We start from the raw sequence: 22180 nt of genomic DNA on the forward strand, positions 1-22180 counted from the left end.
GTTTTTAAAATCACTGCTGTACTATTATCTAATGTATATGGGACATGAAATTGACACTGAGGACCGGATTTTACTCGCTGATTCAGGAGTGGATATCCATGATATGGAGGATGCTTTTCGCAGATATTACAAGGATTGTTATGTTGAATCGGTTAGAAACAGCCGAGCGTACCACATTAAAGGTACAGCTTTCGAACAGTTCGGAAATAACGTGGTACACGGGGTCGTAAGTGCCTCCCAATTGAATGCCCTCGCTAAGCAAAAAGGTAGTACGATCACTGCTTATTTATCCGCATTACTGAGTTATTCTATTTATCAAACAAGAATCAAATATAGCAAAAGTAACGCTCCCGTGGTTATCGCAGTGCCTGTCAATTTGCGCAAAGCATTCCCTTCACGTACTCTTCGTAACTTCTTTGGTGTAGTTAATCTTGGCGCGCGAATTACGGAAGATACCACACTGGATGAATTAATTTTTAGAATGAATGAGATGCTGAAGTATAAAACGGGGAAAGAAAATTTACAAAATATCATTTACAATAATGTGGCGCTTGAACGGAACAAAGCTACGCTATTTGTTCCGTTATTTTTGAAGAACTGGTTCGTGAATTTAGGGTTTCATATGCTTGGGGAAAGTAAAAGAACACTGACCTTGTCCAATATCGGCAATATTATGTTGCCACAGCAAATGTACAAGCACGTAGAGCTAATCGAGGCATTAGTCTATCCATCTAATAAAAGCCCTATGAACTGTGGGATCAGCTCAGTCAATGATAAGCTGGTGATCACGTTTACCAGAAATATAGTGGAGTCCGATATATTGCAATATTTCTTTTCGACCTTAGCGGGTGAGGCTGGACTTGAAGTTGAAATCTACTCAAACGATTGGGGGATTAGCGAATGACCAAATGTATTCGTTGCAACGTGACGGTTGATAATCAACATTATCGTTGTCCACTATGCTCCAAGCCACTTAAGATCAGGGGAGAGAGCACGACAGAATACCCGTCCTATAAAGTGATCTATCAGGAAACCAAACCATTTACGGTAGCTAAATTGTTCCTCTTTTTGACTATATCTGCGATCGTGCTTTCGATTACAATTAATGCGTTGACCTATCATATCAATCCGAGAATATGGTCAATTATCGTAAGTACAGGTCTTATCTATGCGTGGATCGTTGTTAAAGATACCATTTTATCTAATAAACATATTGGTAGGAAAATTTTATATCACTATGTCATGTTGTCCATTTTCCTATTAGTGATCGATATATTTGTTGGTTTTAGGGGATGGTCTACCAACTATGCAATTCCACTGTTTGGAGTGGCAGCTACATTTATTATGACTATGCTCGCAATTGTTCAAAAATCATTATGGCGTCATGATATAGGCTATATTTTAGCGATGTTCTTTATTAATTTATGTCCTATGCTTCTGTTTGTATTTAATTTATCTCATGTCATTTGGACCAGTGTTTTCTCTATCGTATACTCACTCCTAACCATTATTGGGATGATAATTTTTTCTGACCGGAAATTTATAAGCGAAATCAGAAGAAGATTCCATTATTAATAATCGAGATAGATTTATTCCAATCTATAATTAAATATTTAGGTTTATTATGCATATTAACCACGTCCTTTGGATGTGGTTTTTTATGGTTTTAAGAAAGCGAAGGGTTCATCCGACACCGAATTTCTATTTTTCTACAAGAAAGGTTGTCTTTTTTTATGGGATGATTAAGGCGTTTTTGCTAGTTTAAAATTAAAATAAAATTCTTGACACTTCCTAATGATAACCATTATCATAGGAATCGTAGATGAAAATGAAAATCATTATCACTACATGGAACGTATAATTATACATACTCGGAGGGATAGATTTTGAAGAAATTGTTAGTACTTCTGGTTGTTGCAGCGCTTACTGCAATGACTGCATGTTCGTCCACCAATACAGCGGACAATCAAACCAAGAATGAAGCCGTAACGAATACAGCTGCTAATGAAACGAAAGAAGCAAATGCAGCGAATACAACAGAAGCAGCGAAAACAGCGGATGCTGGAAAGGAATACAGTCTGGAGAATGATGGTGTAGATGAAGCATTGTTCAATGAAGCATTAAGCCAGTTTCCAGCCACAGTTCCACAGCGAATTGTAACTACATCTGTACCATTAACAGAAATGCTCTATTTGCTTGGAATCACACCAGTTGGGGTGCCAACCTCCACCAATCCAATCCCTGCTGATTTTGAATCGATAGATAAAATTGGTTCGCCAATGGCACCGGATCTTGAAGTAGTAACTAAGCTTGAGCCAGACTTACTTCTGGGAGCAGAATCACTTCGAAGCACACTGGATAAGACACTGGAAGGCATGGATTTGCAAAAAGCATATCTACGCACAGAATCCTTCGAGGATTTAAAACTTAGCCTTAAAGTATTAGGTACTTATTTTAATAAAAAAGATGAGATGAATGCGGCTTTGAGTAAGATATTGGATAAAGAAAATGAGCTAAGTAAATTAGCTGAAGGAAAAGAACTGCCGAGCGTGATGCTCGTTATTGGAACCTCTGATTCCTTCATGGTTATGAGTGAGAAATCTTATCTAGGTAGTTTGGTGAAAAAGCTTGGCGCTGATAACATTGCTACTTCTGTACTTAAAGTTACCGATACTTACTCTCCTATTAATATGGAGAACGTCGTAGCCGCTGATCCTGACGTCATTCTCGTATTGGCTTCAGGTGACCACGGAGCGACAAAGGACAAATTTAAAAAAGAAATAGAGAAAAATGAAACTTGGACGAAGCTCTCTGCTTATAAAAACGACAAAATCCAGATTTTAGATTACAGTGTGTTCGGCGTAACCTCGATCATTAACGCAGAAACAGCCCTAACTGAAATCGCAAAATACTTCTATGAATAATTAAAGGAGACAGCAAGTGATAAATACATCTCGTAGCAGATTAGTTGTTATTGTAACGGTTCTATTAGCGCTCGTTGCCGCGATTATTGCCATCGGATTAGGCTCTGTTTTCATTCCGGTATCAGACATACTAAGCACGATCTTTGGTTCATCGTCTAAGGCGGTGAATGCCACCATCATATGGGATATTCGATTGCCACGTGTGTTACTGGCGATGATCATCGGAGCGAATATAGCGATCTCGGGCGCACTGCTGCAAGCTGTGATGGGTAACCCACTTGCTGATCCTGGTTTGACGGGTGTAACTAGTGGCGCGGCTGCATGTGTTCTTGTCATAATGCTTGCTGCACCACAGTATACTGAGTTCATTCCGATTGCCGCTTTTGTTGGAGGGCTAATTGCTGCCGGTATTGTATATGCATTAGCGTGGAGACGAACCGGTATTTCCCCGATTACTATTATTTTATCTGGCGTTGCTGTGAATGCGCTTTGCGGAGGACTCATTGGACTATTAACAATCATGTACAGCGATAGACTCCCAGCAGCGGTTCAATGGCTTAACGGCAGTCTTGCGGCAAAAGGGAATAATGCGCTGATGATGGTCTTCCCATATGCGATTGCAGGTTGGATCTTATCGTTCTTTGCTATACGTAAGGCAAATATCATTCGTCTGGGTGATCAGGTGGCTTCGAATCTGGGTGAAAATGTGAACCGAATTCGTATCCTGCTCTCCTTGCTGGCAGTATTTCTAGCGGCTATTTCTGTAGCAGCCATTGGAATGATCGGATTTGTCGGTCTAGTTGTACCTCATATGGCGAGATTGCTCGTGGGTTCAGATTACAAATATCTTTTGCCGATGAGTATGGCTCTTGGTGCATTGGTTCTGTTAATTGCGGATACAGGTGGACGTACCCTGTTTGCACCCCTAGATATCCCTGCGGGTATCCTTATGACTGTGATTGGCGGACCATATTTTCTATACCTGATGAGAAAGAAGGCGTTCTAACATGTTTACTGTCGATTCCATTTCGATTCGGTATGAGCAGAAAAGCGTGATTAACAACTTCTCTTTTTCCGTAAAAAAAGGTGAGATCGTCTCCATCATAGGGCCAAACGGATCCGGTAAATCCACTTTGCTAAAAGCGGTATCACGGCTAATTCCTTATCATACGGGTACGGTCATACTCGAGGGTACGGATCTGAAGACCATGAGCGCCAAACAAGTCGCACGAAAAATGTGCATGCTGAGCCAGAAGAATCAAGCACCGAGTGATATGACTGTGATCGATCTGGTCTCGTATGGCAGATATCCACACAAAAAGTGGTTTGAAAGATTGAACCAAGAGGATATGGATATTGTTCATTGGGCCCTTGAAAAGACACATTTGATGGAGTATAAGGACCGAGCCGTAGCTTCATTGTCAGGTGGTGAATCACAGCGTGCCTGGATTGCAATGGCTTTAGCGCAGCGTCCACTCATCATGTTGCTTGACGAACCAACCACGTACTTGGATATTTCGCATCAGCATGAAGTGCTTGAGCTTGTTCGCGAGTTAAATCAAGACATGGGCATGACCGTAGTGATGGTGCTGCATGATCTCAATCAAGCTTCTACTTATAGCGATAGTATCGTTGTAGTACAGGCGGGTGAGAAGGCGATGAATGGCACACCGAATGAAGTCATGACAACCGATATGATAAGGGATATTTACCGGATGGACGCGGAAGTCCAGTATGTGCCCACAGAGAAGAAACCTCGTATTCATTTGTTGAGTACTGTTCGATAGATTCATAGTGTGACACAACCTATTCATGGAGGGATTTAAATGAAGAAGCCTGTAGATGTGGAGAAAAATAAAGAAAACTACTTGCAATTTATTAATAAACGTAAGAACCTGATTTTGAGTTTGATCGATGATGAAGGTAAGCCCTTTATTAGTTATGCGCCTTTCGTTAAGAAAGACGGCAAGCTGTATATCTATATTAGTAAAATCGCAGAGCACTATGGCTATATGGAAAATAATGATTTTGTGGACGCCTTTCTAATTGCGGATGAGTCTGAAACAAACAATAAATTTGCAGCTGAGCGTGTGCGCTGGAGTTGTACTTCAAGCAATATCGGCAATGATGGATATGAAGATATCTTTGAATTGTTCAATGCTGACCATGGTGAGGCCATGCTGAAATTGCTGCGCGGACTGGATTTTTCACTGTTCGAACTAACTCCGTTGAAGGGGCGTTATGTTGTAGGTTTTGGGTTGGCGTTCGATATTGATGTAGATGCAAATGTATTTAATCACGTTGTTATTGATAAGAAGAAAGACGAAGAAGCAGCTGTAAAAGGGAGCAAATAGCCGATGACTATTACTTCAGTACTGCCCATCTGGCAAGCGGTTCAAGAGCGATTTCATAAAATGGTGAAGGCATTGCCGGAAGAAGATTTAAATCTTAAATTAGGGAATTCATCCATCGGAGGATTGATTTCTCATAATGCCGAGGTAGAATTTATGTTTGCAGAGTGGTTCTTTGGTAGACCTAAACCTCAAGCCGATGATGCAGCGTATACTTCATTAAGTGAACTGGTGGATCTGCTGTCTGCTTCCAACGAGAATCTGATTGCAGCGATGCGGGAGCTTCCGGAAGATGCTTGGCATGTAAGCGTAGAGTCGTCTTTTGGCACATCTACTCCGCTTGAAGCGGTAGGCAGACTTATGTATCACACAGGTATTCATGCCGGACAGATTTCTCAAATACAGAAAAATGCGATTCGAAGTGAAGTATTGTAGGTAGAAGAGTAGACATGGGGAAACGGCAGAAATGCCGTTTTTTTTTGTGTAGATAAGGAGTTTTAAATTGATCCCGATTAATTATTGGCTCTATTTTGATACCCTCTTTATTATCTGGGTTTTGGTATAATATAGGGAATTCCAAGGAGGTGTAGATCATGACGGAGTACTTGCGAGGTCAAATGGCCAAGATGGCAAATGTGAATATGGAAACATTGAGGTATTATGAGGAACTGGGTCTAATTAGTACACCTTTACGATCGGAAGCCGGCTACCGTCTTTATTCTGAAGAAGCACTAAGTCGACTTACGTTTATACATAATGCTAAGCAATGTGGATTCACCCTAAAGGAAATTAAAAAGGCATTGTTAAAATCGGAAAGCAGTGCCATTAGCATAGATGATTTTGTGAAAGTTGTAGATAAAAAAATGGATCGAGTCAGCAATGAAATTGCAAAGCAGGAGATAAAGCTTGCTTCTCTCGCAGAATTGAGAAAAAATTTATTAGCCACGGATAAACATCCTGGAGTACAGTCAACGCTAGAAATCCTGAAAATGGAATCTTAACTTGACCTTGTAGTCACCTACAGGCTTTACACTTTGAGTTGAAAAGACCTGTAGGAGGGATTATTGATATGGAAAAGACGAGTATAGAACAGCTTGCAGCGATCAAAGATTACCTGAAACAAACCAATCGGTTTGATAGTAAGTCTGTAGAGCATATCCGGCAAGAAATGGTTGAGGCGGCTGCGAATATGCCCAGTCATAAGGATGTTACAGTCGAGCGGGTCAGGGTTGGGCCATTAAGCGGAGAGTGGATCATTCCTGTGGAAGCAGCTCCACCTGATGATAAAGTGATTCTTTATTTTCATGGTGGTGGTTTTGTTTCAGGAACCTGTGAATTTTATCGGGATCTAGCAGCACGAATTGCAAAAGCGAGTGGCATGAAAGTATTAATTATTGAGTATCGCCTTGCACCCGAGTATATCTATCCCGCCGCTAATGAAGATTGTATAGGGGCTTACCGGTGGTTGCTTGCAAATAGATATTCTGCCAGTGATATCGTGATTGGAGGAGACTCTGTTGGAGCCAGCCTTGCGCTGATGACACTGATTACTTTGAGGGATGAGGGGAGCGAGTTACCAGCAGGTGCTTTTTTAATCTCGCCGCATACAGATCTTGTTCATTTGGATGGCGAATCGTATCAGAGTCGTGCGGAGCTTGATCCGACAGGTAGTTTGGAAGGGAATAAATGGATACTCGAAGCATATGTAGGTACTCGAACCGAGTGGGCTTCAATATTATCGCCGTTAAGAATGAATTTGCAGGGATTGCCTGATTTACTTGTTCAAGTAGGCAACCATGAGGTGCTTTTAAGTGATTCAACGAGGTTAGCTGAACGGGCGAGAGTAGCGGGTGTTCATGTGGAATTGGAAATATGGGAGAATATGTGGAGTGTTTTTCACTTCTTAGCTTACATGCTCCCAGAAGCGCAGTGGGCGATTACGAAGATCGGTAGGTTTGTTAGGGCGAAGCTGGACGAGTGAGTAGGTAGATGAAAATAATGAACCTTCTTGAGAAATCAAGGAGGTTTTTGTTGTTGGGGTATGGTTTGTACTCAGCGGCTGATGAGAATTGGATACTAAAATGTGGATCTTAGTTTGATAAGTTTGTGCACGTATATACTGATATTGATTCTACAAATGACAAAGTAAGATTATTGTCAGTTTGTTTCTGAGTGATATATGCTATGATAAGTACCATCAGAAATAGAGCGAGGGGAAATACCAATGTCAAATGATCTTCCATTATCTAAAGAAAACATTTTGGATGCGGCTGAACAAGTACTCCGGCGTTTTGGCCCGGATAAGACTTCAGTTGTTGATGTAGCGAGGGTACTGAAGGTTAGTCATGGTACGCTATATAGACATTTTTCCAGTAAAGCAGCTTTGCGCGAATCGGTAACCGAAAGATGGTTGCATCAAAATATTTTAGCCCCATTGAAGGACATTACTGAGCAATTTGATGAGAATGCCAAAGAGCAGCTACGTCTGTGGTTAGATACTCTAATTCGCAGTAAACGGAGCTATGCTGTAGATGATTCCGAAATGTTTGCTATGTACGCCTCTGTAACTTTAGAAGCAGTAGATATGATTACCCAACACGTAGATCAATTAATTGGGCAACTCGCACGCATTCTTGAAAAAGGTATACAAACCGGGGAGTTTAAAGCATTGGAATCAGAGGTTACGGCAAGAGCTATTTTTAATGCAACATCACGATTTCATCATCCTGCTCACGCGAAAGAGTGGCAGTCGGGTTCGATTGATCAGGAGTTTGCCTCCGTTTGGTCTTTGATGCTTTCCGGAATTTCGTCATAAATTGTTATAGCATATTTCATATTAGATAAATGATGGACTAAACCTTTTGATGAAGATCGGAAGGTTTTTTTGCGTCTGAAGAATAATTATATTGAGTGACAAAAAATGATAATTGTCACTTGTTATTTGTGAGTGTTCGATTTATAATCAGACGAACAAGAAAGGCAAACGAATAGGAGGAATAAATGATGGATCAGAATTTGGTTGGAAAAGTTGCATTAGTGACTGGAGCTTCAAGAGGTATGGGACGGGAAATTGTGGAGAACTTGGCGTTACATGGTGCGAAGGTTGTTGTTAATTATGCAAGTAGTCCAAGCAAGGCAGAGGAAGTTGTGAACGAAATTAAGCAAAAGGGTGGAGAAGCTATCGCTATCCGGGCGGATATCAGCCAAGTGGCAGAGCTAGAACAATTATTCCAAGCTACATTGGAAGCTTATGGACAAATCGATATTCTCGTTAACAACGCAGGCATTATGATCACAAAGCCGATTGCGAGTATGACGGAAGAAGACTTCGACAAACAGTTCGCCATCAATGTGAAGGGTACCTTTTTTGCTTGCCAGCAAGCGGCTAAACATATGAGTGAGAACGGACGGATCATTAATTTCTCGACATCGGTTATAGGTCAGATGTTCCCAACCTACAGCGTTTATGCGGGAACAAAGGGAGCAGTGGAACAATTCACTCGTCAGTTAGCTAAAGAATTTGGACGAAAAGGAATCACCATTAATGCGGTTTCGCCAGGTCCTGTTAATACGGAGCTTTTCACAGTTGGGAAGTCAGCTGAAGAGATTGCGAATGTTGGGAGTATGAATTCTTTTGGACGCTTAGGTGAGCCTGAGGACGTCTCGAGTGTAGTTCTGTTTCTAGCCAGTAAGGAATCACAGTGGGTTACAGGCCAGACGATTCGTGTGAACGGTGGATTTATTTGAGAGGTTAGCAAATGATCAATGTAAAATATCGGTCATGTCTGCGAATTTGGAAAAGAGACCGCTGTGTTTATCTGCAGCGGTTATTTTGTTGAGAAAATATATGAATAGTTTTGGTTAGGACAGGGAATATACATTCGAAACTCACAACTATAGTCTAAAGTCGCTGGCAGCGTCTAAATAGGCTTTTTGTGCTGTGCAAAATAAATCAAATGGAGTGAAAAGCGAGGAAATCAATGGTTCTCGGCGCAGTAGCATAATCACACACGGTTCAGAATGGTGTCAAACCCATCACAACACAAACAATCAAAGTCTCTTTTTCTTAATGATATTCCGGATAAGATTGCTTGCTGAAATTGCTGGATGAGCCAACTGCATCATTGGATGTGATCTCAGAACATGAAATTTTCATGCGTTTTCAGGAAATGAAATTCAGTAGATTATGCATAATGGTAACTCATCGATTTGTTAATACCAGAGATGTGAATAACATCATTGTTCTTCAGTCGGGAGAGATAAGAGAATTAGGCACGCACGCCGAACTGATCCAGAAAAAAGGAGTGTATGCGAGTCTGTACAGGATGCAAGCAGATTCGTACGAAAAGGAAGCGTCTGAAGAATTTCACGAAAAAGTCACAATGTAACTTCATTTTTTTTCTGTATAAATCAGTTAAACATAATAGAGAGGAGGGACGTAGTGGATGAAGTGGAGTGGATCCGGCGAATACATGAGGGGGAGACGCAGTACTTAACACCGCTGATCGAAAGGTATTACCCCGGAATCCAGAAGTATTGCTACTACAGGGTTCGAAGTGAGGAAGAATCGAAGGATCTGACCCAAGAAACTTTCTATCGATTTTGCAGATATATTGACAGATATAAGAATGCAGGAAAATGCCTCGCATACTTATACACAATCGCTCGTCACCTGTGCAATGATTATCTGCAAAAACGGTATCCGTTGTGCTGTGTGCATGTGGAGGAAGCAGAAAAACCGTTTTCACAGCCAAACGGCTCCATTGAAGAACAAGTAGAAGGAGAGCATCTGGTTCATGAGCTGCTTCTACTTCTGCCTGAAGAGCAGCGGGAAATGGTTTTTATGCGGTTTTGTCTGGATATGACCTTCCGCGACATAGCTCGTGTTACGGGAGTAAATGTATGCATGGTTCAATATCGAGTGAAGCGTGGGCTAATTGTTTTAAGAAGCTATTTGGAGAGGAGTGAATTCGTTGAAGAAGAAGCAGCGACATTCCATAATAACTACACTAAGAAACTACCCTTCGTTTCCCGTTGATCGGGGGCGGTTAGAGGAGACCATTCATGAGGCAGCTATAGAACTGCGCCAAGCACAGGCTACACAGAGAACCTCATTTACAGAGTTCTATAAGGCTCAACTTCGCTTCATCAGTTGGAAGGTATGGGCATTACAGCTGTTAATTGTTGCTGGAATGGGGTTACTTCTGCATAACTTCGTTAATCATCCTCACGGAAATATCCAAATTGTCATGCTAGCATCTATTTCAGCTCCATTACTGGTGATCACGGGGCTACAGACACTGACTCGATCTTTAACCTTTCATATGCTGGAGATTGAATTAAGTACTCGGCATGTACTAGAGAAACTGACGCTGGTGCGTATGAGTTTGCTTGGAATAGCGGATCTTATCGGCTTGACCTTGCTGGCCGTTCTATTGAATGTTTGGATACAGACGGGGATTTTGAGCCTCCTACTGTATCTGCTGGTGCCCTTCAATATTGCTTGTCTTGGTTCCCTTTGGTTATTGAACCGGATTCGTACATCAAATTGTGGATATTATTGTCTCCTTTACTGTGCTCTGTTGGTAATTGTGCAGATTATATTTACATTTAATTATTCCTTCTCACTGTTTTTATCATCAGTAACTGGATTATGGCAGGTATTACTGGTGCTTTCTACGGTTGGAATTGTTTACGAGACTCGAGGGGTATGCAGGACATGCAGAAGCCTGGAAACGGCCTCAAGAATACAATTTTAAGATTGTGTGAGACAAGTCAAAACAATAGAGAATAAAAGGAGGAAGTCTGGAATGCTCGAACTGACTTTAAATCAGGTGAGTAAGCATTTTTCCGCCAAAAAGGCGGTAAACGGAATCTCAATCCGACTTACCAATGGTGTCTACGGTTTACTGGGGGCAAACGGCGCTGGAAAAACAACATTGCTTCGGATGATCTGCGGTATCCAAAACCCTACTTCGGGAACGATACAGATGAACAATGAGGGAATTGGTCGTATGGGGGAACGCTATCGCGATTTGCTTGGTTATCTACCTCAGGACTTCGGATATTATCCTGATTTCAGTGCAGAGGAATTTCTGTGGTACATAGGTTCGCTAAAAGGATTGACGCTGGCGGCATCAAAAGGGAAAGCTCGAGAACTACTCGGCACTGTGGCTCTGGATGATGTGGCTCGGAAAAAAATCCGCACTTTTTCCGGAGGGATGAAACAGCGGCTGGGTATCGCACAGGCACTACTTAATGATCCCCGCTTGTTGGTACTGGACGAGCCGACTGCAGGACTTGATCCTAAAGAACGGGTCCGCTTCCGCAACCTTATCGCCGATTTGGGTAGGGACAAGATTGTTATTCTTTCGACACATATTGTATCCGATGTGGAATATATTGCTGATCAGATTCTTGTAATGAAGAAAGGTAGTTTGCTGACAGCCGGCACGGTGGATCAGCTGACGGCAACGATGAAGAGCTTCGTATGGTCATGTCGTATCCCAGTCCGGGAGGCTGAGGAATGGAATGCCCGTTATTGTGTAAGCAATTTGCGGCATGAAGGGGATCAGGTGGAACTGAGAATTGTGTCCGCAGAGAAACCTATTGAGCAGGCGACATCAGTTGTGCCAACGCTGGAGGACTTCTATTTATACCATTTTCAGGAGGAAGAAGATATTACGGCTATTGAAAAATAGGGGGCATGACTTATGGATATATTGACCCGTTTCGAGCTGCGAAAGATCATGCGCCGAAAATCATTTTATGCAGGAATTGTAATCTTGATAGTGGCGGCATTATTCTTATCCATTATATTAGTCGCAAATATACAAACCACAGGAAAAGATGGTAAGTTCTTGAATGGAGTGGCGGCTATCCAATTAGAAAGAGAGTACAATCGGCAGCTTGCCGGTCCGTTGACCATAGAAAAGATGGAAGCAGCGGTTAAAAGACATCAAAAATTACTTCGTGACCCTAAGAACCTTAATGAAAAAGGTGAGATGACCGTCGAAGCAAATGCCAAATATGACGTTAAGGATAATCAAATTCAATTTTTGATTACAGATGCATTTTCTCCTGCAAGCGGATATGATTTTTACCTTATAAACAAAATAAATCCTGAAGACGTTAAGGAATTTTATCAGAAACGGATGGAAAAAGTCCAAGGATTTTTAAAAAGTAATGACTCAGGTAGCAATTACACAGTCAAAGAGAAAGCTTTTTTCACCAAAATGAATGAGGAAATTCCGGTGCCTTTTCAAATGAACTATGTTACTGGTTGGAAAAATGTATTTGAGAATTTGCCGAGTCTCTTACTAATTATTGCATTTGTCATTGCGGTCTGTCTCGCTCCCGTATTTGCAGGGGAATATCAGAAAGGAACAGACTCAATTGTGTTATCTACTCGTTATGGTCGCAGCAAAGCCATCGCTGCCAAATTGAAAGCAAGCTTTATCATATCTGTAGGACTTATTGTGTTAGCAATTGGGGTTTATACATTCTTAATTCTAGTGGTATTTGGATTCGATGGAGCGAATGCCAGCGTGCAGATGATTAAATTTTTGGCTCCTGTTCCCTACACGGTGATGCAAACCTATATGTGGGCGGTACTTATCGGTAGCCTTGCTTGTCTATTGGTGGGAGCGCTGACACTTTGGCTCTCCAGTCGGATGGGCAACTCATTTTCCGTTATTATAGCCGTTGGAATTCTTCTTGTAGGTACCCAGTTTATTCCTGAAAATAAAAATAGTCGTCTATTTAATCATCTTATAGAATTGCTGCCAGGTAGTATGTTTGACAGCTTTAGTAAAATAACAGGTTATGAAGTATTCCAACTTGGGTGGCAGTTGATTCCTGAGTATAAGATAATGGTTGGATTCTCGGTAATAACTATAACACTATTGCTGCCTTTAAGTTATCGGGCATTCAAAAAGCATCAGGTTATATAGGAGGCATAAATCATGGACACGCTGACGCGGTTTGAACTGCGGAAAATAATAAGGAGCAAGTTGTTTTACGTCGTAATTGCGATTGTAATAGCAGTAGTCCTACTTTTAGCTAACATGAGGGTCACAGGGGCATACATAACGGGTAAGGATGGTGAGGAATTAAAAGGATTGGCTGCAATTTCCCTCCAAAGAGAATACGGACGTCAGCTTGCCGGTCCCTTAACGACGGAAAAATTGGGAAAATCGATTGAACGACACAAAAAGGCTCATCTCGATCCGAACAATATTGATGATAAAGGGAATTTAAAGAATGAAGCTTATGCTAAATATGAAGTCCCGGATGAACAGATCAATACTTTAATTCGTTACGCATTTTCTCCTTTGAGCAATTATGATTATTCTGTAATGGATAGATTGCAACCAGATGATGCTAAAATGTTTTATGAGAAACGGATTGAAAAAGTTAACGGTTATTTAAATTACGATTATTCTTATGGTAATTATTCAGTCAAGGAGAAAGCATTCTTTAATACAATGAACGAGCAGCTTCGTGTTCCATTTCAGATGGACTATGTTACTGGATGGGAAAAAGTATTCCAAAATCTTCAAAACCTTTTTTTAATTATATCTTTGGCCATTGGAATATGCCTCGCTCCCATGTTCGCCGACGAATATCAGCGGGGTACGGATGCGATCATTTTGTCTTCTCGTTATGGTCGCAATAAGGTTATCACCGCCAAATTAAAGGCTGGCTTTATTCTATCTATAGCACTACTATTGTTAGGGCTCGTGGCATACACGCTTTTGCTGCTCGGAATATTTGGATTTGAGGGTGCGAAAGCAAATGTGCAGATGATTGACCTTTTGGCTCCCGTTTCCTTCACAGTCTTCCAAGCGTATCTGTGGGCGATCCTCATCGGTAGTCTAGCCTGCCTGATGGTGGGAGCATTGACTCTGTGGCTGTCCAGCCTTATGAGTAGTCCCTTTTCTGTTATCATTGTCATAGGAATATTGGTTATTGGTCCACTGTTCATTCCTGCCAGCAAGAGCAGCCGACTGTTTAATCATCTGATAGATTTGCTGCCAGGTAATATGTTTGACGGTTTTAAAAAAATAACCTCATATGAATTGTTTAATCTGTTTGGTGTATTAATTCCAGAATATAAGGTCATGGCAGGCTTCGCTCTTGTTGTTATAGTGCTACTACTGCCTCTTACTTATAGGGCATTTAAGAAACATCAAGTGGCCTGAATTTGAGAATATTTTTAAATGGTTTACTATTTATACTCATAGATGATTTTTCGCGATAGATCTTTTTTTATAGCCAGTCTGAAGCAACACTCCTTAGAATAAAAGAATATACAAAAAGAGGAGTGAAACCATGACGCAGATCATATGTTCACCGACTAAATATATTCAGGGGCATGGAGAGATTCGTAAGCTGGGAGATTATTGTTTGCAGCTAGGATCGAACAGAGCTTTTGCGATTATAGATCCTTTTATTTTTTCCATGTACAAGGAGGATATCTTACACAGCTTTGAAGTGAACGATATTCCCCTTATAATGCGCGAATTCAAGGGTGAGTGCAGCCGTAATCAGGTGGATGAGATAGTGCTGGAACTTGGCCTGAAGGACGCTGGAGTTATCTTAGGAATCGGTGGCGGCAAGACCTTAGATACGTCAAAAGCAGTAAGCCACATGGCGGATCTCCCGGTAGTTATTGTACCCACAGTGGCCTCGACGGATGCACCTTGCAGCGCTTTATCAGTGTTGTATACGGATGAAGGTGACTTCGACTGTTACCTTCCATTAAAAAGAAATCCTGATATGGTGATCGCAGATATCGATATCATCGCTAAAGCTCCCGCAAGATTGCTGGCGGCTGGAATGGGTGATGCTTTGTCCACTTATTACGAAGCAAGAGCTTGCCGTCAATCAGGAGCGGTTACTCATGCAGGCGGGACTAGCACAATTGCAGCGTTCTCTTTAGCGCGTGCTTGTCTGGACACACTTCTAGCTGAAGGTGAATCTGCACTCCTGGATGTTAAACAGGGGATCACCTCTTCAGCAGTGGAACATATTGTTGAAGCTAATATTTACTTGAGCGGCGTTGGGTTTGAGAGCGGTGGGCTTGCTGCAGCCCATGCTATTCATAACGGACTGACCCTGCATGAGGAATGCAGGAATGTGCTGCATGGTGAGAAGGTTGCCTTTGCTACGATCGTGCAGTTGGTCTTGGAGAAGGCTTCAGAAGATGAGATCGCTCAGGTCATTGCTTTCTGCAAAAAAGTCGGCCTTCCCGTTACACTTAAGGAGCTTGGGATTACCAGTAGCGATATGGATAAATTAATGGTGGTGGCAGAAGCTAGCTGCTCCCAGGAGAGCCCAATGAAGAATATGCCATTTGAAGTTCAATCTGTGGATGTGCTGGAAGCAATCCTTGCCACAGACAAGCGCGGGCATTAGCAACAGCTCGATTGTAAATTATTGCGAACCCTCCCCGTACATATTTAACCTTCGTGAACCAAACAATGAGAACAATTGTTTAAGACGAAGGAGGCGTTCCTCTTGATGAAGGACAGTCGAAAGGTTAAACGTTACTTACTGAATTGGATTGCTGTTACTGCAGTAATGATTACCACAATTGTTCCGGCGACGACGGCTGTCTCTGCTGCCACGTCTAAAGACAACGCTACAAACACACAGCTTGAAGAGAGTGCACCCAAACGTGATAAGGTCGCTATCATTATTGACGATTTCGGCAATGGCATGAAGGGGACAGATGAAATGTTCTCGTTACCGATAAAGCTTACTGTAGCCGTCATGCCTTTTTTACCTACATCCGTAAAGGATGCCACCCGCGCCCATGAACGCGGAGATGATGTTCTGGTTCATTTGCCGATGGAGCCGCGCCAAGGTAATCCTAAATGGCTTGGACCAGGAGCCATATTGGCCAAAATGTCCGATGAGGAAGTGCGACAAAAGGTTGAGGCAGCACTAGATAATGTTCCTTATGCGATCGGGATAAATAACCATATGGGCTCGAAAATTACCGGGGATGAGCGGATTATGGCGGTGATCTTATCTGTATGCAAAGAACGAGGATTATTTTTTGTAGACAGCAAGACCAACTACCGTTCCGTTGCTGGCAATATGGCTTATCGCATGGGGTTGCCACGCGTAGAGAACCATATCTTTTTAGATGACACACATACAGCAAGTCATGTTCTGAAACAAATGGGTCTCGTCAAAGACTTGGCGAAGGATCAACGATTTTGTGTAACGATTGGTCATGTTGGTGTATTTGGGAAAGAGACCGCCGCAGGAATCCGCAGCGGTATTGAACAGATAAAAGACAATGTTGAGTTTATAGGGATTTCTGATCTGGTTAAAAACGAGATGAAATGGAGCTCCCAACTTAAACTTCCATAAGATAAGCTACAATACCATCAGCGATGGCTTCAGCGATTTGTTGCTGCCCTTTAGGGGTGCATAACTTTGCGCGGTCAGTCGGACTGCTTACAAAACCCGCCTCAACGATAACCGTTGTGGCGGTTATTTTGTTGAGTAAATAAAAGGGTTTTCCTGGTCTTGGATGAGCCTCGACATCGTAAAGATTGTTTAGCTGATGCTGAATCGACTTAGCAAGCATGAAGCTACGGCCCTCTTGACGGTACAATACAAGTGGACCATGTTTGGAAGGGGAAGGCGCCCAGTTAATATGGATGCTTACCACTACAGTAGCAGGTAATGTCTCAGCAAGCTCTTTACGCTGTGCAAGATCCCGCAGATGTCGAGATTTACTACGCAGCCAGCGGTTCTCATCACTTGGGGCATAATCTCCATTGCGATTTAAAGCAACGTCAAAGCCATCGCTACCCAGAAGTAGAAATAATCGACGTGAGATATCTAGCGTGATATCTTTTTCAAGAATATTACCGTAGGAAGTTCCACCGTCGATGCCTCCGTGTCCCGCATCAATTAGGATCATACGGTGTCCGTGACCTAATAAATGCTGACGGTCATCCTTCATCACGGGTTTCTCTGGTGTCGCAGAGGCTAAGGAGCTGCCCATAAACAACATTAGTAGTCCTAGGACAGTTAGAGTGATTCGAAAGCCACATAGAGCAGCTGCTGTTCTGGGAAAGGGTTGTTTTCTCCAGTTGTTCAAGTGAAACGCCTCCTTGCAAGTGAATAACGTCTTCTGGATTCTTTGTTAGATTGTGCTTTAATAGGTAAACCTATTCGACAAATCAGAAGTCTGTAGTTTAGATCCAAGTGGAGTGGTGCACACTAAGACCATGGAACGGATGCTGATAATCTGAATTCACTTACATTTTAGGAGGTGTTAAAATGGCTTCCGGTGGCGATGAGCTTGTAAAGTATATAACGGAGAAGGTAGTCGTATATATCGAGGATCCGCGTGCCATTCATGCTCGTAGAGCGGCTACGAAGCAGCCGTGGTCACAGAAATGGTTTGGCATGCTCCCGCTTGGATGGTCTATCTGGCGAAGCAAGTGGAGTCATGATAAAAAAGACTAAAGGTTAAAAAGCAAATAACCTTCCAGTGCCATTATTCATGGGTGGCAGTGGAAGGTTATTTGCATTTGTTTAAATATAAGAATTTATATGCTTACGTTATAAATTATCCTTCTATTTCTCGCATAAACACTTACCGTCCTCATAAGGACGCCGAAGGCGTTTATGCTTGTGTTACCGGTTATATCCGAGTGCTTTGATCGTTTTGTCTGGCAGCTTATGCAGTGTTCCATTATTTTGTAGTGCAGTGAGTGGTAAGTATCGTTTTCCTTCAGGGCCTGAGGCCGCGTATACGGTAGTTTTATTGTTCTCAGCTTGACCTTGAGAAGACTGCCAGCTCTGGTAGCCTGTAATCATAAATGGTGCCCCGACAAGGTCGTTTCGCCCAGCAGCTTGATAAGCAATGCTTTCCTTAGGTCTAATCAGAAGTGCGATATTGTCGCCGCTCACTGTAGTTAGTTTAGGAGCATTCAGCCATAGGATATCTTCGTAAGGATCATCGGACCCTCCACTATTGAAGGCCGATAGCGGTGATACGTCAGGATTAAGATTAGTAATTACATCTGATGCTGGAGGCTGTTCTTTAAGGACTTCTTCCGCTTTGCTCAGTGTCCAAGGTAAAATTTGCGGTACGGAAGCATTGATGTAAACCGTCTTTTCGTCAATGGTTATTTTCCAGACCGGTAGAAGTGGTGCATATAAAGCAGTAAGGTTTATTGTTCCTGAAAAAGATGATGTAATGAGACCTTTCTGCACCAAAAACTGGCGCAGATCATTTAAACTGTATGGGAGTCCATAAGTGCCGGCTCCATATTCACTTAACATATATCCGCCTGTATCTGTGGCGGAAATGATCATGTATCCGATCCGTTCTTTGCCCTTCATTACATTTACAAGCCAGCCATGAGTGCCTGGGCCAAGGGGGTAATATTCTATCCTTGCATCCTTCCAGGCTGTAAATGGAGCATCAGCAGCGAGCTTGTTCAGTGTAGCCTTAGCGAATTCTTGGACCGTACTGGGAGAAGGTAAGGTACTCATCTTCAATACAGGAAGTGCATCCTGCGTAACAGACTGGATCACACTTACTCTAGCCAGCGCCAGCGCTGAAGGGGAACCAGAACTGGATACAAACAGTCCAAAGCTTAGAAGCAGGAGGAGGCATCCTTGACCCGCAAGTTTCAGCCTCCGCCGCAAACTTATTTTCATGGCGTCGATCACCTTTCTTTGTTAAGAAATGTCAGGAAAGTTAAGCTTCACTCTATTGTAGTGGACAGGCTATAAAAAGGCTGTTGCTTGCTGTCGCGCCTCAAGGCAAAAGTTCTCTTGTTTTTTTGCCTGCTTTTAGCGAGTAGGGTCGCATTCTATAGGCTTCGCAGATGAAACAGTCCGTAGGTTATCGCAGAAACTGCAATTTGCGGCTCATATTGCCAGATGGTCTCCTGTCGACGACGGTTATACTGCTCTTGAGTGCCTAAACGTTTTTCTTCATCCGGCTCTTTCAGCAGCTCTCCGTAATAAATATCAATGATAGCCAGCTCGATTCTAAGACGCTCACGTGCCTGTTCTGCCCAAGTGTAATCGAGTTCGGCTAGATGAGAGGTAAGATGAGCCTCTAATAAATCTGTAGCGGCTGTCACTGTTAATTCATAAGGCTGAATATGGACGTTTTCTGGTAAACGGGGAATCATCTCCCGCGAGGCGATCTTAGTGTTAAAGTCATCAATGATGGTCCCTTTTGTCAGCGATATTCCAAGATAATGCAGTTCTTCTCGTTTCAAATCGCAGCTCATCTCCACTTTATAGCAGACGCTGAGCCATGGTTCATAGGCTGCAGAGAAGAGTGTATTCCGCTGCCTGCTACCGGGATCTTCGAATAAGTAAAGGCATTTCCCTTCATCTTGGGCCGCACTCCAAATTTGCTGCAGGCGCTTGCTACCATAGATGATATCTTCACGTCTTATCATACCGGGCCCAATTCGGGGCAATGCAGGTACAATACCGAAGTAGCGGGCTAGGATGCTATCTTCTGGATTTGAGGAGGGGACATGAACCACATTAGATTCAGGTGTTGTTGGATTCAATAGATCTGCGCTAGCCTCAGCATCTGTTGTGGTGCCCATCGCTGGGTTTCCGGTAATTGGCGGGTTCAATGCCCGGGTGCTGCGATTTACCGTTGGCGGAACTTCTATAGCTGCCTGGCTGTCGTATTTTTCCGGATCGAAAACAAAGGTGAAAGAGAGTGTCTCCGGATCAACACCAGTACGCTCCACGAATCCCCAATAATAAGGTCGATCTGTAAGCATTCTGTCAGCTCTTGGCGATAGCTTTACAGTTACGTGAATGGGCGATACTTCAATAATGGAGCATTCTGTCGCCTCCAGATAGTCCATTACATGTTTACGTACTTCCTGTGAGTTGAGGGTCATGTCGCAGTCTCACTTTCCTTTTTAATACCCTGAGTCAACTCACTTAGGGATTCACCGATATGATCTAGCTCATGTCGCAGCTCTTCATCGGAGCGGGATTCGAGCATGATTTTGTATAAACTTTTCTCAAGCGATTCTTTCTTCTCAAAACGCTCCAGGATCACATCCAGCCCGCCAATGACCATTTCGAACATATTGATCTTCTCGTGTAGCAGATGCAGAATATGTTCTTCAATCGTGCCCTGCGTGGACAAATTATAGATAACCACGTCATTTTCCTGACCTAACCGGTGCACCCGCCCAATCCGCTGTTCTACTCTCATGGGATTCCAAGGCAAATCGAAGTTGATCATATGGTGACAGAACTGCAGGTTTATGCCCTCACCACCCGCCTCAGTAGCGATCATGACTTGAGCACGACCGCGGAAGAGGTCCATCATCCAGTCCTTTTTACCACGATTCATCCCGCCGGAATAAGAAACACACATTAGCCCATGTTCGCGGAAATATTGAAGCAAATATTCTTGAGTCGCGCGATACTCCGTAAAAACGATGACCTTTTCATTCATTTCTTGAATGAGAGATAGTGTTGTTTCGGCTTTGGTATTGGTCTTAACCGTACGAAGTGTCTGCAATAGCTCCATCATCCGATCGCGTTTCGGCGAATCAGCAGGCAGCTTCTTGATCAGATTCACTAAAGTGATGAAGACGGCATCCCTACTGCTGCACACCTCACGCTGAAGCGTTACCAAGGAAAGCATGCTGCTAAGATTACCGCCTGACTCCTGATACTGATCTTTAACAAAAGAAGTGACAGCGTCATATAATACTCTCTCTTCCTGTGAAAGAACTAGCGGAATATTACGGACTTTTCGTTTCGTAAAATTAACTGGACCTTCGCCACGCCGATTGCGGATCATCACCTTCGATAGCTCGTCTCTTAGCTGACCTTCATTCTTAGGCTGGCGTTTATCAACGACGAAATTCGAAGCAAAATCACCCTGATTTCCTAGTTGCCCCGGTTTCAGTAAAGTGATCAAATTAAATAGCTCGCCCAGATCATTCTGAACGGGAGTAGCGGTTAGGAGCAGGCAATATTTTTTGCGTAATTGCTGTACAAATAGATAATTGGTTGATTTTTTATTCTTCAGCTTATGGGCCTCATCAATAATCAACATGTCATATTCATTTTCCAGCAGCATTTCTTTATGAGGATCGCGCTTCGCGGTATCCATAGATGCGACGACAATCGCATTCCCCCAGGAATATGCTTTTTTCTGTGCAACAGCAGAGATGCCAAACTTGGCATTCAGCTCGCGGACCCACTGCAAAACGAGGGAAGCGGGGACCAGAATAAGCACTTTAGAGACTAGACCGCGAACAAGATATTCCTTGAGTACAAGTCCTGCTTCAATCGTCTTTCCTAGTCCAACCTCGTCTGCAAGAATCGCGCGGCCCGACATCTCAAACAAAACCTTATGTGCGGTATCGAGCTGATGAGGAAGCGGGGATAATCCGGATAAATGCTTCATGCATTGCAGCTCATCGAAGCTGGTTACTAGACCCGTTTGTTCACCTTGCACAGCAAGTTTGGACAGACGGTAGTCTCCCCACGGACCACCTTTATCTAGTTTAAGTTCTAGATCCTGTAGCCAATTCCGGTCAAAAGAAAGAGGAACAGGCAGTATAGGCGCTGACTTTCCACCTTTGTGAGGTAGAGAATTACGGAATAATTGCGTCATGGTACAGCCTCCTCAGGTGTTAATTTATATCATCATTCGTAGGAGTAGTATGCTCTTAAACAAGAGAATTCATAACCTTCTATTTTTCTTGATAGCCTTTAAAAAAGAGAGTAAAAGCGAGAAAACGCGGCAAGGTTTGCGATATTTCGGCTGCTTGACTCTATTTTCGAAAAAGACCTTCGATACAATATGTGGTATAGTTTAAAAGCTGACGCACACAATATATTGTGACAAAAGCATGAAAA

At 42.8% G+C, this 22180-nt stretch carries 23 protein-coding genes; 19 read left to right on the top strand and 4 right to left on the bottom strand.

Annotated elements, in window-relative coordinates; translation table 11 throughout:
- The 18 genes from ACWNM1_RS26280 to ACWNM1_RS26365 all read left to right on the top strand — a co-directional run.
- On the top strand, window positions 1–904 hold a 904-nt coding region (locus ACWNM1_RS26280; protein WP_449603264.1), incomplete at its 5' end, for an alcohol acetyltransferase.
- The gene (locus ACWNM1_RS26285) at window positions 901–1575 is read left to right on the top strand and encodes a DUF6320 domain-containing protein (protein WP_449603265.1); all 675 of its coding nucleotides are present in this window, start codon (window positions 901–903) and stop codon (window positions 1573–1575) included. The genes ACWNM1_RS26280 and ACWNM1_RS26285, both read left to right, overlap by 4 nt.
- A gap of 311 nt (window positions 1576–1886) precedes the next feature.
- Entirely contained in the window at window positions 1887–2924 is a 1038-nt protein-coding gene (locus ACWNM1_RS26290; RefSeq protein ID WP_081382743.1) for an ABC transporter substrate-binding protein, read from the top strand.
- Window positions 2925–2940: 16 nt separating this feature from the next.
- Complete coding sequence (locus tag ACWNM1_RS26295) at window positions 2941–3930, top strand: FecCD family ABC transporter permease (protein WP_449603266.1); 990 nt, start codon at window positions 2941–2943, stop codon at window positions 3928–3930.
- A 1-nt stretch (window position 3931) separates the two neighbouring features.
- Complete coding sequence (locus ACWNM1_RS26300) at window positions 3932–4711, top strand: ABC transporter ATP-binding protein (protein ID WP_449603267.1); 780 nt, start codon at window positions 3932–3934, stop codon at window positions 4709–4711.
- 39 nt (window positions 4712–4750) lie between these two features.
- On the top strand, window positions 4751–5278 hold the full coding sequence (locus ACWNM1_RS26305; protein WP_449603268.1) for a HugZ family pyridoxamine 5'-phosphate oxidase: 528 nt from the start codon (window positions 4751–4753) through the stop codon (window positions 5276–5278).
- Between the two features lie 3 nt (window positions 5279–5281).
- The gene (locus tag ACWNM1_RS26310; protein ID WP_449603269.1) at window positions 5282–5710 is read left to right on the top strand and encodes a DinB family protein; all 429 of its coding nucleotides are present in this window, start codon (window positions 5282–5284) and stop codon (window positions 5708–5710) included.
- 158 nt (window positions 5711–5868) lie between these two features.
- Window positions 5869–6276, top strand: coding sequence for a MerR family transcriptional regulator (locus tag ACWNM1_RS26315; RefSeq protein ID WP_449603270.1), 408 nt, complete (start codon window positions 5869–5871; stop codon window positions 6274–6276).
- 68 nt (window positions 6277–6344) lie between these two features.
- Complete coding sequence (locus ACWNM1_RS26320; protein WP_449603271.1) at window positions 6345–7256, top strand: alpha/beta hydrolase; 912 nt, start codon at window positions 6345–6347, stop codon at window positions 7254–7256.
- A 243-nt stretch (window positions 7257–7499) separates the two neighbouring features.
- Window positions 7500–8090 (top strand): TetR family transcriptional regulator, encoded by a 591-nt coding sequence (locus ACWNM1_RS26325; RefSeq protein WP_449603272.1) that lies wholly within the window; start codon window positions 7500–7502, stop codon window positions 8088–8090.
- A gap of 188 nt (window positions 8091–8278) precedes the next feature.
- The gene (locus tag ACWNM1_RS26330; RefSeq protein WP_449603287.1) at window positions 8279–9022 is read left to right on the top strand and encodes an SDR family oxidoreductase; all 744 of its coding nucleotides are present in this window, start codon (window positions 8279–8281) and stop codon (window positions 9020–9022) included.
- A gap of 694 nt (window positions 9023–9716) precedes the next feature.
- Window positions 9717–10313, top strand: a complete 597-nt coding sequence (locus tag ACWNM1_RS26335; RefSeq protein ID WP_449603273.1) for an RNA polymerase sigma factor — start codon at window positions 9717–9719, stop codon at window positions 10311–10313.
- Window positions 10249–11034 (top strand): hypothetical protein, encoded by a 786-nt coding sequence (locus ACWNM1_RS26340; RefSeq protein ID WP_449603274.1) that lies wholly within the window; start codon window positions 10249–10251, stop codon window positions 11032–11034. Before ACWNM1_RS26335 ends, ACWNM1_RS26340 begins: the two co-directional genes overlap by 65 nt.
- A gap of 51 nt (window positions 11035–11085) precedes the next feature.
- Entirely contained in the window at window positions 11086–11976 is an 891-nt protein-coding gene (locus tag ACWNM1_RS26345; protein WP_449603275.1) for an ABC transporter ATP-binding protein, read from the top strand.
- Between the two features lie 12 nt (window positions 11977–11988).
- A complete protein-coding gene (locus tag ACWNM1_RS26350) occupies window positions 11989–13227 on the top strand; it encodes an ABC transporter permease (protein WP_449603276.1) in 1239 nt (412 codons plus the stop codon).
- A gap of 12 nt (window positions 13228–13239) precedes the next feature.
- On the top strand, window positions 13240–14478 hold the full coding sequence (locus tag ACWNM1_RS26355) for an ABC transporter permease subunit (RefSeq protein ID WP_449603277.1): 1239 nt from the start codon (window positions 13240–13242) through the stop codon (window positions 14476–14478).
- 130 nt (window positions 14479–14608) lie between these two features.
- Entirely contained in the window at window positions 14609–15694 is a 1086-nt protein-coding gene (locus tag ACWNM1_RS26360; RefSeq protein WP_449603278.1) for a glycerol dehydrogenase, read from the top strand.
- A 105-nt stretch (window positions 15695–15799) separates the two neighbouring features.
- A complete protein-coding gene (locus ACWNM1_RS26365; RefSeq protein WP_449603279.1) occupies window positions 15800–16660 on the top strand; it encodes a divergent polysaccharide deacetylase family protein in 861 nt (286 codons plus the stop codon).
- On the opposite strand, the gene ACWNM1_RS26370 is transcribed toward ACWNM1_RS26365, so the two are convergent.
- Entirely contained in the window at window positions 16647–17399 is a 753-nt protein-coding gene (locus tag ACWNM1_RS26370; RefSeq protein ID WP_449603280.1) for an N-acetylmuramoyl-L-alanine amidase, read from the bottom strand. The two genes, ACWNM1_RS26365 and ACWNM1_RS26370, sit on opposite strands and share 14 nt — an antisense overlap.
- 182 nt (window positions 17400–17581) lie before the next feature.
- On the opposite strand from ACWNM1_RS26370, the gene ACWNM1_RS26375 reads away from it, so the two are divergent.
- The gene (locus ACWNM1_RS26375; protein ID WP_042186941.1) at window positions 17582–17770 is read left to right on the top strand and encodes a YqzE family protein; all 189 of its coding nucleotides are present in this window, start codon (window positions 17582–17584) and stop codon (window positions 17768–17770) included.
- Window positions 17771–17941: 171 nt separating this feature from the next.
- Here the strand turns inward: ACWNM1_RS26375 and ACWNM1_RS26380 are convergent, their stop codons facing one another.
- The 3 genes from ACWNM1_RS26380 to ACWNM1_RS26390 form a co-directional block, all read right to left on the bottom strand.
- Complete coding sequence (locus ACWNM1_RS26380; RefSeq protein WP_449603281.1) at window positions 17942–18973, bottom strand: hypothetical protein; 1032 nt, start codon at window positions 18971–18973, stop codon at window positions 17942–17944.
- Window positions 18974–19128: 155 nt separating this feature from the next.
- A complete protein-coding gene (locus ACWNM1_RS26385) occupies window positions 19129–20193 on the bottom strand; it encodes a YqhG family protein (RefSeq protein WP_449603282.1) in 1065 nt (354 codons plus the stop codon).
- Window positions 20190–21935: a DEAD/DEAH box helicase gene (locus tag ACWNM1_RS26390; RefSeq protein ID WP_234541793.1), complete on the bottom strand. Its 1746-nt coding sequence runs from the start codon at window positions 21933–21935 to the stop codon at window positions 20190–20192. Before ACWNM1_RS26390 ends, ACWNM1_RS26385 begins: the two co-directional genes overlap by 4 nt.
- Window positions 21936–22180: the final 245 nt, after the last annotated feature.

Source organism: Paenibacillus sp. Marseille-Q9583, assembly GCF_976954365.1.

What these genes read in the sequence shown, in the direction of transcription:
- ACWNM1_RS26285 (WP_449603265.1), top strand. Translation starts at nt 901, where the DNA reads ATGACCAAATGTATTCGTTGCAACGTGACGGTTGATAATCAACATTAT.
- ACWNM1_RS26300 (WP_449603267.1), top strand. Translation starts at nt 3,932, where the DNA reads ATGTTTACTGTCGATTCCATTTCGATTCGGTATGAGCAGAAAAGCGTG.
- ACWNM1_RS26305 (WP_449603268.1), top strand. Translation starts at nt 4,751, where the DNA reads ATGAAGAAGCCTGTAGATGTGGAGAAAAATAAAGAAAACTACTTGCAA.
- ACWNM1_RS26310 (WP_449603269.1), top strand. Translation starts at nt 5,282, where the DNA reads ATGACTATTACTTCAGTACTGCCCATCTGGCAAGCGGTTCAAGAGCGA.
- ACWNM1_RS26315 (WP_449603270.1), top strand. Translation starts at nt 5,869, where the DNA reads ATGACGGAGTACTTGCGAGGTCAAATGGCCAAGATGGCAAATGTGAAT.
- ACWNM1_RS26320 (WP_449603271.1), top strand. Translation starts at nt 6,345, where the DNA reads ATGGAAAAGACGAGTATAGAACAGCTTGCAGCGATCAAAGATTACCTG.
- ACWNM1_RS26325 (WP_449603272.1), top strand. Translation starts at nt 7,500, where the DNA reads ATGTCAAATGATCTTCCATTATCTAAAGAAAACATTTTGGATGCGGCT.
- ACWNM1_RS26330 (WP_449603287.1), top strand. Translation starts at nt 8,279, where the DNA reads ATGGATCAGAATTTGGTTGGAAAAGTTGCATTAGTGACTGGAGCTTCA.
- ACWNM1_RS26345 (WP_449603275.1), top strand. Translation starts at nt 11,086, where the DNA reads ATGCTCGAACTGACTTTAAATCAGGTGAGTAAGCATTTTTCCGCCAAA.
- ACWNM1_RS26350 (WP_449603276.1), top strand. Translation starts at nt 11,989, where the DNA reads ATGGATATATTGACCCGTTTCGAGCTGCGAAAGATCATGCGCCGAAAA.
- ACWNM1_RS26355 (WP_449603277.1), top strand. Translation starts at nt 13,240, where the DNA reads ATGGACACGCTGACGCGGTTTGAACTGCGGAAAATAATAAGGAGCAAG.
- ACWNM1_RS26360 (WP_449603278.1), top strand. Translation starts at nt 14,609, where the DNA reads ATGACGCAGATCATATGTTCACCGACTAAATATATTCAGGGGCATGGA.
- ACWNM1_RS26365 (WP_449603279.1), top strand. Translation starts at nt 15,800, where the DNA reads ATGAAGGACAGTCGAAAGGTTAAACGTTACTTACTGAATTGGATTGCT.
- ACWNM1_RS26375 (WP_042186941.1), top strand. Translation starts at nt 17,582, where the DNA reads ATGGCTTCCGGTGGCGATGAGCTTGTAAAGTATATAACGGAGAAGGTA.
- ACWNM1_RS26380 (WP_449603281.1), bottom strand. Translation starts at nt 18,973, where the DNA reads ATGAAAATAAGTTTGCGGCGGAGGCTGAAACTTGCGGGTCAAGGATGC.
- ACWNM1_RS26385 (WP_449603282.1), bottom strand. Translation starts at nt 20,193, where the DNA reads ATGACCCTCAACTCACAGGAAGTACGTAAACATGTAATGGACTATCTG.
- ACWNM1_RS26390 (WP_234541793.1), bottom strand. Translation starts at nt 21,935, where the DNA reads ATGACGCAATTATTCCGTAATTCTCTACCTCACAAAGGTGGAAAGTCA.